Raw genomic sequence first — 14308 nt, forward strand, 5'->3', positions numbered from 1 at the left:
AAGGAGCGCAAGTGCACCACATCTCCAGACGTACGCTGCTCGCCGCCGCCACGACCGGCGCCGCCGCCCTCTCGCTGCCCGGCACCGCCACGGCCCAGGCCGCCACGGACCGGGACCGCACCCTCAAGAAGATCATCTCCGGGATGTCCCTGGAGGAGAAGGTCGGCCAGCTCTTCGTGATGCGGGTGTACGGCCACTCGGCCACCGCCCCCGACCAGGCCGACATCGACGCCAACCTCAAGGAGATCGGCGTCCGTACGGCCGCCGAGATGATCGCCAAGTACAAGCTCGGCGGCATCATCTACTTCGCCTGGGCGCACAACGTCCGCGACCCGCACCAGATAGCCGACCTCAGCAACGGGATCCAACAGGTCGGCCTCCAACAGCCGTCCCGCATACCGCTGTTGATATCGACCGACCAGGAGCACGGCATCGTCGCCCGGGTCGGCAAGCCCGCCACCCTGTTCCCCGGCGCGATGGCCCTCGGCGCGGGCGGCTCCCGCTCCGACGCGCGCAAGGCCGGGCAGATAGCCGGCGCCGAGCTGCGCGCCGTCGGCATCCGCCAGGACTACGCGCCCGACGCCGACGTCAACGTCAACCCGGCCAACCCCGTCATCGGCGTCCGCTCCTTCGGCGCCGACCCGCAGTCGGTGGCCGGAATGGTCGCCGCGCAGGTCAAGGGGTACCAGTCGGCCCACATCGCCTCGACGGCCAAGCACTTCCCCGGCCACGGCGACACGGCGACCGACAGCCACACCGGCATCCCGTACATCACCCACACGCGCGAGCAGTGGGAGCAGCTGGACGCCCCGTCGTTCAAGGCCGCGATCGCCGCGGGCATCGACTCGATCATGACGGCCCACATCGTGGTGCCCGCCCTCGACCCGTCCGAGGACCCGGCCACCCTCTCCCACCCGATCCTCACCGGCATCCTGCGCGAGCAGCTCGGCTACGACGGCGTCGTGGTGACGGACTCCCTCGGCATGGAGGGCGTCCGCACGAAGTACGGCGACGAGCGCGTCCCGGTGCTGGCCCTGAAGGCGGGCGTCGACCAGCTGCTCAACCCGCCGTCCCTGGACGTCTCGTGGAACGCGGTCCTCAAGGCCGTGCAGGACGGGGAGCTGACGGAGGCGCGGCTCGACGAATCGATCCTGCGGGTGCTCCGCCTGAAGGCGAAGCTGGGGATCTTCAAGGAGCCGTACGTCTCGCACAAGGGCGTCGACCGGACCGTGGGGACGGCCGCGCACCTGGCCGCCGCGGACCGGATCGCCGAGCGGACGACGACGCTGCTGGTGAACAAGGAGGGGCTGCTGCCGCTGTCCCGCCGCACGCACAAGAACGTCCTCGTGCTCGGCGCCAACCCGGCGTCGCCCTCGCTCAGCGACGGCCCGCCGACCACGGTGCTCGGTGCCGCCCTCACCGAACTGGGCTTCTCCGCCACGGTGCTGGCGACCGGTACGGCGCCGAGCCAGGCCACGATCGCCCAGGCGGTCGCCGCGGCCGCGGGCAAGGACGCGGTGCTCATCGGCACGTACAACGTCACCAAGGGCAGCGCGCAGCAGGCGCTGGTCGACGCGGTCGCCGCGACGGGCGTGCCCGTGGTGACGCTGTCGATGCGCAATCCGTACGACGTGGCGCAGCTGTCGTCGTCCGACGCCCACCTGGCCGCCTACTCGTGGATCGACGTCGAACTGCGGGCGGCGGTACGGGTGCTGGCCGGCCGGGCCGAGCCGCAGGGCAGGCTGCCGGTGCCGGTGCAGAAGGCCGACGACCCGACGCAGGTCCTCTACCCGATCGGTTACGGCCTGTCGTACTGACCTGTCCGTACGGGGCGTACGCCGGGCAACCTGCGCACCACCCGCAACCGACGCAAAGCCCCCTGCACATCTGGCGTGCGCCCGCCCCCAAGGGTCACGCTGGGTGGGTATATCGGGGGGATTGCCATGCTTGCGAGGATGGTCTGGGCGGTGTGCGCGGTGCCGTTGCTGGTGCTCGCGCTGGCCGGATGTCAGGCGCTGTCGGGTTCGTCGGGCGGGTCGGGGGACCCGACGACGGCGAACCCGCTGCGGTCGCCGTCCGGGTACGGGGCGGTGTTCCTGGCGGTCGGCGAGTGCAGTTCGCGCGGGCGCACGTCGTTCAACGAGGTGCCGTGCCGCAGCGAGCGCGCGGTGGCCAAGGTCGAGGCGCGCCACGAGGGCAGCACGGCGGACGGCCCGGCGTGCCCGGCCCGTACCGACTTCGTCCTGCACATCAGCGAGAACACCCCGGCGGCCGGCGGGGGCGGGTCCGTCGCGCAGGGCTACGCGTGCATGCGCAACCTGGAGGCGCCGCACCCCGGTGACCCGGGCGGCGGGGGCGGGCCGCGCACGGTCGTCGGCGACTGCGTCTACTCGGCCGGCAAGGGCCAGGTCCGGGAGACTCCGTGCGACGGCTCGGGCGAGAGCGCGCCGCAGTACCGGGTGAAGTCGGCGGTGACCACGCGCGAGGCGTGCCCGGCGTCGACGTCGCTGTACGTGGCGCTGGGCGGCAGCCAGCCGGTCGGCTGCGCCGTGAAGGTGTGAGCGAAGGGGGCCGCCCCGTCCGGGACGACCCCCTCGGTGTGCTCATCCGTGGGTCACGGGGTCACGGCCGGAGCTTCAACTCCCGTGCTCCGTCCACCCGGTCGAGCTTCGCGTCGTGCGGCGCCTTGGCCGTCGTGCCCGACAGGCCGGCCCAGTCCAGGATGCGGGACGTGGCGAGGGCCTTGTCGTCGGCCGTCAGACCGGCCACGTTCGCGCCGTGGTTGGCGTGCGGCGCGGTCATGACGTACGAGTCACGCGCCCCGGACCCGAGGCGGAAGCGCTCGGCGCCCCACGGGTCGTTGTCGCCGTACACGTACAGCATGCGCGTGGCGTGGTGGCGCACCCAGCCGTCCACGTCGGGCATCGCCCGCGCGTCGAACTTCATGGGGATGGAGCGCGGCACGAAGTTGCGCGGCGGCTGGTAGCCGTAGCGCGACAGCTTGCCCAGCCAGGGCTGCTTGATGTCGGGCGAGCCGAGCTGCGTGCCCGCCTGGTAGTAGTACGGCGTGTACTGCTCCAGGCCCTGGTCGGCGTAGGACGACCAGCCGCCGACGGAGTCGACGTAGTCGAAGAGCGCCTGGTCGGTGACCGTGGCGGCGTCCGGGACGTCCGCGCAGGCCGACTCGGGCTGGTACTGCCAGAAGCCCCACACCAGGTCGAGGACGGTCGCCTCGTACGCCTTGTCCAGCGAACCGACCGTGTTCACGGTGTAGTCGTTGGCGGTCAGGTACTCCTGGTACTTCTTCTCCAGCGCGTCCCGGCGCACCAGCGTCTCGCGCTGCACCTTCTGCAGGGCGACGCGGCAGTCCTTCGGGCCGACGTTCGCGAGGAACGTGTCGTACGCGGAGTCTTCCTTGTCGACGACGTCGTTGGGCGCCACGTACGCGACGACGCCGTCCATGTCGCGCGGGTAGAAGCGCTCGTAGTACGTGGCCGTCATGCCGCCCTTGGAGCCGCCGGTGGTCAGCCAGTTCTGGTCGTAGATCGGCTGGAGCGCCTTGAAGATGCGGTGCTGGTCGCTGGCGGCCTGCCAGATGTTCAGCTTGGACCAGTCGGCGGGCTGCGGCCTGGACGGCGTGAAGAAGCGGTACTCGACGGAGACCTGGTTGCCGTCGACGATCCGCGTCGGCTCGCTGCGCGAGGGGTTCGTCGAGACGTTGTAGCCGCTGGTGAACATGACCGTCGGGCGGCTGACGTCCTTGTGCAGCACGGTGATCCGCTGCTGGAACGTACCGGCCTTCGGGTGCCGGTGATCGACCGGCTGCGTGTAGTTGAGGACGAAGTAGCGGTAGCCGGTGTACGGCTTCTCCTCGATGAGGCTCATGCCGGGTATGGCGAGGAGCCGGTCCTTGATGTCGGTGGCCGCGGCGGTCGCGGGCTGTTCGACGGCGGTCGCCGTCGTCATCCCGGCCGCACTCACGGTGCCTATGAGCACCACGAGCGACAGCAGCCATCTGAGCGCTTTGCGCATGCACCCTCCCCTGGAGATACACAGATGCGCTCCGGAAGCTATCGGAGCAACTCGTGTACCACCAGAGCAACTTGGTGTCCGCTCAGCGCAGCGGCCCGACCGGTCCCTTCCGGTCCCGTCCGGTTCAGCACAGGATCCAGCCCGAACTGACCGACTTCGACCCCACCTGTCCCTTCACGCGCACGCAGCGGTGACCGGCGTGGACGGTGACCGGGCCCGCGTGGTGGGTGTAGCGGCCCTTGTCGACGACGGCCCGGTTGCCGCGGGCCTGGACGCTGACCGACATGGTCTGGCGGACGCCGGTGCGCTTGGCGAGGGTGACGGCGCAGACGTAGCCGCGGCTCTTGTAGACGACCGTGCTGCCGGTGGCGAACGGGAGGGTGCGTACCTTGTGGCCCGCGCAGAGCGCCGCGGCCTGGGCGCCGGTCACGCCGGGGCCCGCCACCGTGAGCAGGCCGGCCGCGACCAGGCCGGTCAGGGCCAGCGCGCACAGCCGGCGTGGCGTGCGTACGCCCCGTATGTCGGCGTCCTCACCTCTTCGCACTGCTGCCCCTCCCGTCACGTCGGCATCAGGGTACTGATGAACTGACGCGACACACGGTGCGTACGGTTGCACGAGGCCCCGCACCCTCTGGCGGAGCGCGTCTCAGCCCACCGTCTCCGTCTCCGGCTCCTCCTCACCGATGAACGTGCGCCACAGCGCCGCGTACCGGCCGTCCCTGCGCAGCAGCTCGTCGTGGGTGCCGTCCTCCGCGACCCGGCCGTCGGCCATCACCACGACCCGGTCGGCGCGGGCCGCCGTCGTCAGGCGGTGCGCGACGACGAGCGTGGTGCGCTTGCCGGCGAGACGGTCCGTGGCCTGGTTGACCTGCGCCTCGGTGGCGAGGTCGAGGGCGGCCGTCGCCTCGTCGAGGAGCAGGACGTCGGGGTCGACGAGTTCGGCGCGGGCCAGGGCGATCAGCTGGCGCTGGCCCGCCGAGAGGTTGCGGCCCCGCTCGGCCACCTCGTGGAGGTAGCCGCCCTCCAGGGTCGCGATCATCTCGTGCGCGCCGACCGACCGCGCCGCCGCCTCGACCTGGGCGTCGGTGGCGTCGGGCCGGCCGTAGGCGATGGCGTCGCGGACGGTGCCCTGGAAGAGGTACGCCTCCTGCGGGACGACGCCGAGCCGGTGCCGGTACGAGGTGAGGTCCAGGTCGCGCAGGTCCGTGCCGTCGACGGTGACCCGGCCGCCCGTCGGGTCGTAGAACCGGGCGACCAGCTTGACCAGCGTCGACTTGCCCGCGCCGGTCTCGCCGACGAACGCGACGGTCTGCCCGGCCGGGATGCGCAGCCGGACGTCGGAGAGCGCCGCCTCGTCCGTGCCGTAGGCGAAGTCGACGTCCTCGAAGGCGATCTCGCCGCGCAGGGAGAGGACCTCCAGGGGCTCGCGCGCCTCCTTGGTCGAGGTCGGCTCGCGCAGCAGTTCCTGGATGCGGCCCAGCGAGACGGTGGCCTGCTGGTAGCCGTCGAAGACCTGGGAGAGCTGCTGCACCGGGGCGAAGAACAGGTCGATGTACAGGAGGTAGGCGACCAGCGCGCCGGTGGTGAGCGTGCCCGCGTCGACCCGGTGCGCGCCCACCATCAGAACGGCCGCGGCCGCCACCGACGACAGGAGCTGCACGAACGGGAAGTAGACGGAGATCAGCCACTGGCCGCGGATGCGGGCGGCCCGGTAGCTCTCGCTGCCCGCGGCGAACCGCTCCCGGCCGTCCCGCTCGCGCCGGAACGCCTGCACGATGCGCAGCCCGGCCACGGACTCCTGGAGGTCGGCGTTGACGACGGAGACCCGCTCGCGGGCCAGCTCGTACGCCTTCACGCTGGAGCGCCGGAAGAAGAACGTGCCGACGATCAGCGGCGGCAGCGTCGCGAAGACGACGAGGGCGAGCTGGACGTCGATGACGAGCAGGGCGCCCATGATGCCGAAGAAGGTGACGACGGAGACGAAGGCCGTGACCAGGCCCGTCTGCAGGAACGTCGACAGCGCGTCGACGTCCGTCGTCATACGGGTCATGATCCGGCCGGTCAGCTCCCGCTCGTAGTAGTCGAGGCCGAGCCGCTGGAGCTGGGCGAAGATCTTGAGGCGCAGCGAGTAGAGGACCCGCTCGCCGGTGCGTCCCGTCATCCGGGTCTCGCCGGTCTGCGCCACCCACTGCACGAGCACGGCGACCAGCGCGAGCGCGGCGGCCGCCCACACGGCGCCGAGCGCCATTTGCGTGACGCCCTCGTCGATGCCGTGCCGGATGAGGACCGGCAGCAGCAGGCCGACGCCCGCGTCCACGGCGACCAGGGCCAGGCTGATCAGGAGCGGGGCCCCGAAGCCGCGCAGCAGCCGGCGCAGGCCGTACGACTCCTCGGGGGTGACGGCCCGTGCCTCGTCGATGTCGGGGGTGTCGACGGCCGGCGGCAGCGCGTCGACCTGCGCGAGGAGCTCGGGCGTCGCGGGCATCCCCGACAGCGCGGTGTCCTTGGGCTCTCGGTCCCCGGTCCACAGCCTGGGGGTGACGCCGCGCTCGGCGTCGAACTCGGCGTCCAGTTCGGCACGGACCGAGGTGTCCTCGGCGGGTGCCGTCGGCAGGGCGTGGCCCGGGGACACGCCGCCCAGCTCGTCCGGGTCGGTGAGCAGCCGCCGGTAGAGCGCGGAGTCCCGCTCCAGCTCCTCGTGCGTACCGATCGCGGCGAGCCGGCCGCCGTCCAGGACGGCGATGCGGTCGGCGAGGTTCAGGGTGGAGCGGCGGTGTGCGATGAGGAGCGTCGTGCGGCCCTCCATCACCTGCTTGAGCGCCTCGTGGATCTCGTGCTCGACGCGGGCGTCCACGGCGGACGTGGCGTCGTCGAGGACGAGGAGGCGCGGGTCGGTGAGGATGGCGCGGGCGAGCGCGACGCGCTGGCGCTGGCCGCCGGAGAGGGTCAGTCCGTGCTCGCCGACCTTGGTGTCGTAGCCCTCGGGCAGCTCGGCGATGAACCGGTCGGCCTGCGCGGCGCGCGCGGCGGCCTCGATCTGCTCGTCGGTGGCGTCCGGGACGCCGTACGCGATGTTGCTGCGCACGGAGTCGGAGAAGAGGAAGGAGTCCTCCGGCACGAGGCCGATGGCGGCCCGCAGCGACGGGAGGGTCAGCTCGCGCACGTCGTGGCCGCCGACGAGGACGGCGCCGTGCGTCACGTCGTAGAAGCGCGGCAGCAGCAGCGAGACGGTGGACTTGCCGGAGCCGGAGGAGCCGACGACGGCGAGGGTCTCGCCGGCCCGGATCTCGAAGCTGAGCCCGCCGAGGACGGGCCGGTCGGCGCCCGCGTACTCGAAGGAGACGTCGTCGAACTCGACGGTCGCGGGCGCGTCGGCGGGCAGCTCCTTCGTGCCGTCCGTGAGGCTGGGTTCGGTGTCGATCAGCTCCAGGACGCGCTCGACACCGGCCCTGGCCTGCTGGCCGACGGTGAGCACCACGGCGAGCATCCGGACGGGCCCGACGAGCTGGGCGAGGTACGAGGAGAACGCGACGAAGGTGCCGAGCGTGATCTGCCCGCGCACGGCGAGCCAGCCGCCCAGCGCCAGCATGGCGACCTGCCCGAGCGCGGGCACGGCCTGGAGTGCCGGGGTGAACTTGGAGTTCAGCCGGACCGTGCGCAGCCGTCCGGCGAACAGCTTGCGGCCGACCTCGCGCAGCTTCCCGGTCTCCTGCTCCTCCTGCCCGAACCCCTTCACGACGCGGACGCCGCTGACGGCGCCGTCGACGGCCCCGGCGACGGCGGCGGCCTGCGCCTGCGCGTACCAGGTGGCGGGGTGCAGTTTGGAGCGGCTGCGCTTGGCGATGAACCACAGCGCGGGCGCGACGGCCAGCGCGACCAGGGTCAGCGGCAGCGACAGCCACGCCATGATCACCAGGGAGATGAGGAAGAGCAGGATGTTCCCGATGGTCATCGGGAGCATGAAGAGCAGCCCCTGGATCAGCTGGAGGTCGCTGGTGGCCCGGCCCACGACCTGTCCGGTGGACAGCTCGTCCTGGCGCCGTCCGTCGAGCCGGGTGATCGTCCCGTACATCTCGGTCCGCAGGTCGTGCTGGACGTCGAGGGCGAGCCGGCCGCCGTAGTAGCGGCGGATGTACGTGAGGACGTAGACGACGACGGCCGCGCCTATCAGGACGCCCGCCCACACCCCCATGGACCGGGAGTGGTCGCCGATCACGTCATCGATGATGATCTTGGTGATCAGCGGGACGAGCGCCATGACGGCCATGCCGCCGAGCGAGGCGCCGAGCGCGAGGAAGACGTCCTTGGGGTAGCGCATGGCGTAGCCCCACAGCCGCTTCGCCCAGCCCCTTTTCTCCGCCACCTGTGCCGCCTCCCGCTCGTTCGACCTGCCGATGGGCCAACGCGGGCGGATCCGGATTTCATCCCGCCGCAACAATCGGATCCCGGGACGCGGATCCACAGGTGACGCCCAGGTTCGCCACAGCCCGCGCCCACCCGTGGCGTGCACGGTGCACTGGTGACCTCTGCGACCGAACCGCTCCCCCACGCCCCCGCCGCCCCGCCGCCGCCCGCGTCGGCACCGACCGCGCACCGCGCGCCGCGCTGGTCGCTGCCCGCGCTGCTCGCGATCCTGGCCCTGGCCGCGGTCCTGTACGCCTGGAACCTGTCCGATTCGTCGGCGAATGGCCTGAACAGCTTCTACAGCGCCGCCGTCTACAGCGGCACCCAGAGCTGGAAGGCCTGGTTCTTCGGCTCCATCGACGCGGGCAACTTCCTGACGGTGGACAAACCGCCGTTCGCCCTGATGGTGATGGGCCTGTCCTGCCGGATCCTCGGCTTCGGCACCTGGCAGATGATGCTGCCGCAGATCGGCGCCGCGCTCGGCACGATCTGGATCCTGCACTCCTCCGTGAAGCGGGTGTGGGGCCACGCGGCGGCCGCGCTCGCCGCGCTGGTGCTCGCGCTGACGCCGATCACCGTCGCGATCAACCGGGACAACAACCCGGACACGATCCTGCTCCTGCTGATGGTGGGCGGTGCGGCGCTGGCGCTGCGCGCCACCCGCGACGGCAGGCTGCTGCCGCTGCTCGCCTCGGCGGCGTGCTTCGGCCTCGCCTTCAACACCAAGATGCTCCAGGGCTACATCGCGCTGCCCGCGGTCTTCGCCGTCTACCTGTACGCCTCCGGCCTCGGCTGGGGCCGCAGGATCCGCAATCTGGCGCTCGCGGCCGTGGTGCTCGCGGTGTCCAGCTTCTGGTGGGCCACGGCCGTCTCGCTGGTGCCCGCCGACGACCGCCCGTACATCGGCGGCTCGACCGACGGCTCCGCCTGGGACCTGATCATGGGCTACAACGGCCTGGGCCGGGTCCTCGGCGGCGAGGGCAACGGCGGGGGCGGCGGGGGCGGGGGCTTCTCCGGCGCAGCGGGTCTCGGCCGGCTCTTCAACGACACCCTCGGCGGCCAGATCTCCTGGCTGATCCCGTTCGCCGCGATCGCCCTGGTCGCCGGTCTGGTGCTGCGCGGCCGCGCCCCGCGCACCGACGCCACGCGCGCCGCGCTGGTGCTGTGGGGCGGCTGGCTGGTGCTGCACTACGTCACGTTCGCGACGGCCGAGGGCACCATGCACCCCTACTACACGACGGCGGTCGCCCCCGGCATCGCCGCCCTGTGCGGTGGGGGCGGCGTGATGCTGCTGCGCGCCTTCCGCGCCGACCGGCGATGGGCGTGGGTGCTGCCGATGGCGCTCGCCGCGACCGGCCTGTGGGCGGTCGTGCTGCTGCGCCGGGCGTCCGGCTGGAACGGCTGGCTGTGGCCGGTGATCGCCCTGGTCATGGCGGCCGCCGTCGCGGGTCTGCTGGTGTTCCGTACGGCGTCGGGGGCCCGGCTGCGGCTGTTCGCGGCGGCCGTGGCGGCGGCGGTCGTCGCGTCCGTGGCGGGCCCGGCGGCCTACTCCTTCGCGGAGCCGCTCGCCTCCGGCGAGGCCGGGGGGATGGGCGGGACGAACCCGACGGCCGGGCCCACGACCGGGGGCGGGATGGGCTTCCCCGGCGGGGGCGGCGGGGGCGGCGGGGGCCGCGGCGGGTTCCCGGGCGGCGGTGAGCAGCAGGAAGGCGCGGCGCCGAACGGCGACGGGGGCGGCTTCCCAGGTGGTGGCGAGATGCCGGGCGGCGGTGACATGCCCGGCGGTGGCGAGATGCCGGGCGGCAACGGTGAGGGTGGCTTCCCCGGTGGCGGCCAGATGCCTGACGGCGGCCAGATGCCCGGCGGCGGCGAACTGCCCGGCGGCGGCGAACTGCCCGGCGGCGGCGAACTGCCCGGCGGCTCCGGACAGGGCGGCTCGCAGGAGAGTGGCGGCGGCATGCCGGGCGGCTCGGGCGGCGGCCCCGGTGGCGGCATGGGCGGCGGCATGGGCGGCAACGTCAGCAGCGACCTGATCGCGTACCTGGAGAAGCACCAGGACGGCGCCGAGTGGCTGCTCGCGGTCTCCAATTCGCAGTCCGCCGCGCAGATCATCCTCAGCACGAAGAAGCCCGTCATCTCGATGTACGGCTTCACCGGCTCCGACCGGGGCATGACGGTCGCGAAGCTCAAGAAGCTGGTGAAGAGCGGCCGGCTGCACTACATCCAGGTCGGCGGGAGCGGCATGGGCGGCGGTGGCATGGGCGGCGGCAACGACGTCAGCTCCGCGGTCACCGCGTGGGTGAAGAAGCACGGCACGGCGGTGAAGGAGAGCGCGTACAGCAAGAGCACGGACAAGGGCACGGACAAGAGCACGGGCACGAGCGAGAGCGGCGCCGGCTCGTCGTCCGCCTCGCTCTACCGCCTGGACCCGTCCGACGTCAGCTGACCGGCGCGCCGAAGCACCACCGCTTCCCGCCCCGCACCAGGCACGCCGTCACCCGGTCGAGCTCGCTCCGGGTGGCGGCGGCCATGGGGGTGGACAGGGCACCGCGCGCGTCGAACTCGTCCTCCACGGAGGCCTGTTGGGGCCGGCGCCCCGGGACGCGGATCTCGATCCGGTCACCCACCTCCCCCAGGTCGATCCGCGCCCACACGGCGGCGCAGTCCGGTCCGTGCCGGAGCTTGACGACGGTGCCGCCGGGGAAGGCCCGGCGGCGCAGCGTCGTCGGCACCGGGTCGATTCCGCAGCCGTACGCCTCCGGGTCCTTTCCGGTGCAGTCGGCGCCGTGGCAGCCCTTGGCCGCGGTGGTGACGGAGGCGGCGGCCGGTCCGCGGGGGTGGTCGTCGCCGCCGACCAGCAGGGCGACGGCCACCGCCGCGAGCACGAGGACACCGGCGAGGACCCCGATCCCGATCACCGGCCGCCTCCCCCACCGCCCCGGCCCCGGCACGTCCACGACCACCGGTTCCGGCACCGGATCCGCGACCGGCACCGGCACCGGCTCCGCCGCCGCGGCCCGCCCGCTCCACGCACCGTCCGCCAACTCCCAGAGCGCGAGCGCCCGTTCGGGCCGCTGGCCCGCGAGTACGCAGAGGTCCTCGACGGCCTGCCGCGGCGGCAGGGCCTTGCCGTTGAGATAGCGCTCCCAGGACGACTTGCTGTACGGGGTCTTCGCGGCCAGCGCGGCGAGGCTGAGCCCCGACCTGCTGCGGGCCGCGCGCAGCGTCTCCACCAGCCGGTCGCACTCCACCGCCGTCATGTGCGCAGCGCCTTCCAGGTGTCCTCGCCCACGATCCCGTCGACGACGAGGTGGGCCCGCTTCTGGAGCCGCTGCACGGCGCGTCCGGTGCGGGGCCCGAAGAATCCGTCGGCGATGCCGGGCGCGAGGCCGCGGTGGCGGAGCAGGCACTGGGCCTCGACGACGGGCCACTGCGCGGACTGCGGGCCGATCAGGCCGGTGCGGGTCCTGCTGTATCCCGCGTAGAGGAGTCCGTCGTCGGCGCGGTGCACCTTGCAGGGGTGGTCGACGCCCGCCTCGAACACGAACGCCTTTGTCTCCGAGGCCCTTTCGCCGCCGTCGCCCCAGGGGCGGACGAGGACGAGCGAGAGGGCGAGGGCGGCCACGACGACCGCCGCGACGACCGCCGCCCCGACGGCGAGGCCCGGGCGGCGCAGCCCCCGGACCCGCCCTGTCCGCGCCGGCCCGGCGTCCGCCGGCTCCGGAGCCGCGTCGGGGCCTGCCACGAGAAGCGCATCAGGAAGCGCATCGGGAAGCATCTCGGGAACCGCGTCGGCGTCCCCGCCGCGCTCCGCCGCCACTTCGTGCAGCGCGAGCAGCCGTACGGGATCGCCGTCGCAGGCGCGGGCGAACGCCTCGACGGCTTGGCGGGGCGGCAGCGCCCTGCCGTTGAGATAGCGGTCCCAGGACGAGCGGCTGTACCCGGTGCGGGCCGCGACCGCGCGCAGGGTGAGTCCGCTGCGGTCCTTGAACCGGCGGAGCTGGACGGTGAGTTGACGCTGCCTCGGCTCCATCGAGGCGGGCAGCTGCTTCCAACGAGACATGTTCCCCCTCCATGTCTGTTCGTCACACCCGGTAAAGATGCCCCGCACCGGTACTTCAGTTCCCCGGGCGCGCACGGCGTCCCGCCGCTGCCCCGTCCCGCCGGGCGTCCGTGCAGGTCAGCGAGTGGGACGTCCCGCGCTTGCAGCAGAATCGCGACATCTCTGGCCGCGTCCTGGCCGCTCCCGGCACCGTCGGTGGTGTTCGACAACCGACCACTCATCACGGGGAGTTGCCCATGACCAGGACCATCGCCACCACTCCGCGCCGGCTGCTCGGCGTCGGCCTCGCCTCGCTCACGCTGCTCGGCGGCGCGGCGGCCGGGGTCGCCACCGCGGACGCCGCCGCGCCGGCCGCCGCCCGCGGCACCGTGCACGCGGCAGCCGACAAGGCGTGCACCTACTACAACGGCGTCGGCTTCCGCTGCGGCTACTACAACGGCAGCGCGACGGTCGGCACCGGCAACAGCGGCCGGGCCGTCAAGGAGGTCCAGGCGCTGCTCAACCAGACGACCTCCGCGCCCGGCACCCTCAAGGTCGACGGCCGGTTCGGGTCGCGGACCAAGGCCGCCGTGGTCTGGTTCCAGAAGAAGTACCACGTCAAGCCGTACGACGGGATCGTCGGCCCGAAGACGTGGAAGGAGCTGCGGCTGAAGTAGGCCGGGCTGCCACGACGTGGCGCGACCGGCCCGCGCTCCCCGGGGGAGGGTGCGGGCCGCGTCGCGCCAACTGGTTCCCGGAAAACGGAAGTTGCCGCGTTCCGACACACAATCGTCGCCGAACGTTCACCCCTTTGCGTACGTGTCCATGTCACGCTCCGTCCGTCCCCAGTCGACACGCGTAGAACGGACGGACACCCCACATGCCCCCCATCCCCATACGCACCGCCGCCCTCACGACAGCCGCGCTGCTCGCCGCCGTCGCCCTCCCCGCGGCCACCGCGAGCCCCGCCTCCGCGACCACGACCGCGTACGACTCGACGTACTACAAGAACGCGATCGGCAAGACGGGACCGAGCCTCAAGTCGGCCCTGCACACGATCATCAGCAGCCAGACCAAGATCTCGTACTCCGCGGTCTGGGACGCCCTGAAGGCCACCGACCAGGACCCGAACAACAGCAACAACGTGATCCTGCTGTACAGCGGCGTCTCCCGCGCCAAGTCCCTGAACGGCGGCGACGTCGGCGACTGGAACCGCGAGCACACCTGGGCCAAGTCCCACGGCGACTTCGGCGAGGTGACGGGCCCGGGCACGGACCTGCACCACCTGCGTCCCGCGGACGTCCAGGTCAACAGCATCCGCGGCAACAAGGACTTCGACAACGGCGGCAGCGCCGTCAGCAACGGCGGCGGCAGCCTCACCGACTCCGACTCCTTCGAGCCGCGCGACGCCGACAAGGGCGACGTGGCCCGCATGATCCTCTACATGGCGGTCCGCTACGACGGCGGCGACGGCTTCGCCGACCTGGAGCCCAACGAGTCGGTGAACAACGGGAGCAACCCCTACATGGGCAAGCTCGCCGTCCTCAAGCAGTGGAGCGACGAGGACCCGCCGAGCGCCTTCGAGGAGAAGCGCAACCAGGTCATCTACGACTCGTACCAGCACAACCGGAACCCGTTCATCGACCACCCGGAGTGGGTCGACGCGATCTGGTAGGCACGGCGCCGGTTGAACTCTCCTCAGTCCACTGGGGAGTTCAACCGACCGTCAACGAATGCCCCCCATCCAGAGCCTCCGCCCCAACTCGTCCAGGTCCGCCCGCCGTGCCTGGTCAAGGGTGGCGCGGAGGTCGGCGCCGAGATCACCCTGAA

The 14308-nt window shown here is 72.4% G+C and carries 10 protein-coding genes; 5 read left to right on the forward strand and 5 right to left on the reverse strand.

Features of this window, described 5'->3' with window-relative positions; genetic code table 11:
* Nucleotides 1–11 precede the first annotated feature (11 nt).
* Both RBJ77_RS52250 and RBJ77_RS52255 read left to right on the forward strand, forming a co-directional pair.
* Nucleotides 12–1817, forward strand: coding sequence for a glycoside hydrolase family 3 protein (locus RBJ77_RS52250; protein WP_372351402.1), 1806 nt, complete (start codon nucleotides 12–14; stop codon nucleotides 1815–1817).
* A gap of 138 nt (nucleotides 1818–1955) precedes the next feature.
* Complete coding sequence (locus tag RBJ77_RS52255) at nucleotides 1956–2561, forward strand: hypothetical protein (protein WP_372351403.1); 606 nt, start codon at nucleotides 1956–1958, stop codon at nucleotides 2559–2561.
* A gap of 61 nt (nucleotides 2562–2622) precedes the next feature.
* Here the strand turns inward: RBJ77_RS52255 and RBJ77_RS52260 are convergent, their stop codons facing one another.
* From RBJ77_RS52260 to RBJ77_RS52270, 3 genes are all read right to left on the reverse strand, one after another.
* Complete coding sequence (locus RBJ77_RS52260) at nucleotides 2623–4032, reverse strand: S28 family serine protease (protein WP_372351404.1); 1410 nt, start codon at nucleotides 4030–4032, stop codon at nucleotides 2623–2625.
* A 124-nt stretch (nucleotides 4033–4156) separates the two neighbouring features.
* Nucleotides 4157–4576: a hypothetical protein gene (locus tag RBJ77_RS52265; protein ID WP_372351405.1), complete on the reverse strand. Its 420-nt coding sequence runs from the start codon at nucleotides 4574–4576 to the stop codon at nucleotides 4157–4159.
* A gap of 102 nt (nucleotides 4577–4678) precedes the next feature.
* Nucleotides 4679–8395 (reverse strand): ABC transporter ATP-binding protein, encoded by a 3717-nt coding sequence (locus RBJ77_RS52270; protein ID WP_372351406.1) that lies wholly within the window; start codon nucleotides 8393–8395, stop codon nucleotides 4679–4681.
* Between the two features lie 156 nt (nucleotides 8396–8551).
* Here RBJ77_RS52270 and RBJ77_RS52275 point away from each other — a divergent pair, with 156 nt between their 5' ends.
* Nucleotides 8552–10882, forward strand: coding sequence for a glycosyltransferase family 39 protein (locus RBJ77_RS52275; protein ID WP_372351407.1), 2331 nt, complete (start codon nucleotides 8552–8554; stop codon nucleotides 10880–10882).
* On the opposite strand, the gene RBJ77_RS52280 is transcribed toward RBJ77_RS52275, so the two are convergent.
* Together RBJ77_RS52280 and RBJ77_RS52285 are read right to left on the reverse strand one after the other, a co-directional pair.
* On the reverse strand, nucleotides 10875–11696 hold the full coding sequence (locus RBJ77_RS52280; protein WP_372351408.1) for a helix-turn-helix domain-containing protein: 822 nt from the start codon (nucleotides 11694–11696) through the stop codon (nucleotides 10875–10877). The genes RBJ77_RS52275 and RBJ77_RS52280 overlap by 8 nt on opposite strands.
* Nucleotides 11693–12499, reverse strand: coding sequence for a helix-turn-helix domain-containing protein (locus tag RBJ77_RS52285; RefSeq protein ID WP_372351409.1), 807 nt, complete (start codon nucleotides 12497–12499; stop codon nucleotides 11693–11695). The genes RBJ77_RS52280 and RBJ77_RS52285 overlap by 4 nt, the downstream gene beginning before the upstream one ends.
* Nucleotides 12500–12735: 236 nt before the next feature.
* Between RBJ77_RS52285 and RBJ77_RS52290 the strand changes: the two genes are divergently transcribed.
* A complete protein-coding gene (locus RBJ77_RS52290; RefSeq protein WP_372351410.1) occupies nucleotides 12736–13155 on the forward strand; it encodes a peptidoglycan-binding protein in 420 nt (139 codons plus the stop codon).
* A 203-nt stretch (nucleotides 13156–13358) separates the two neighbouring features.
* Nucleotides 13359–14153, forward strand: coding sequence for an endonuclease I family protein (locus RBJ77_RS52295; protein WP_372351411.1), 795 nt, complete (start codon nucleotides 13359–13361; stop codon nucleotides 14151–14153).
* Nucleotides 14154–14308 lie beyond the last annotated feature (155 nt).

The organism is Streptomyces sp. KL116D (assembly GCF_030766975.1).
GTDB lineage: Bacteria > Actinomycetota > Actinomycetes > Streptomycetales > Streptomycetaceae > Streptomyces > Streptomyces longispororuber_A.

Coding starts and splice junctions, on each gene's coding strand:
- RBJ77_RS52295 (WP_372351411.1), top strand. CDS start 13,359: ATGCCCCCCATCCCCATACGCACCGCCGCCCTCACGACAGCCGCGCTG.
- RBJ77_RS52290 (WP_372351410.1), top strand. CDS start 12,736: ATGACCAGGACCATCGCCACCACTCCGCGCCGGCTGCTCGGCGTCGGC.
- RBJ77_RS52280 (WP_372351408.1), bottom strand. CDS start 11,696: ATGACGGCGGTGGAGTGCGACCGGCTGGTGGAGACGCTGCGCGCGGCC.
- RBJ77_RS52285 (WP_372351409.1), bottom strand. CDS start 12,499: ATGTCTCGTTGGAAGCAGCTGCCCGCCTCGATGGAGCCGAGGCAGCGT.
- RBJ77_RS52260 (WP_372351404.1), bottom strand. CDS start 4,032: ATGCGCAAAGCGCTCAGATGGCTGCTGTCGCTCGTGGTGCTCATAGGC.
- RBJ77_RS52255 (WP_372351403.1), top strand. CDS start 1,956: ATGGTCTGGGCGGTGTGCGCGGTGCCGTTGCTGGTGCTCGCGCTGGCC.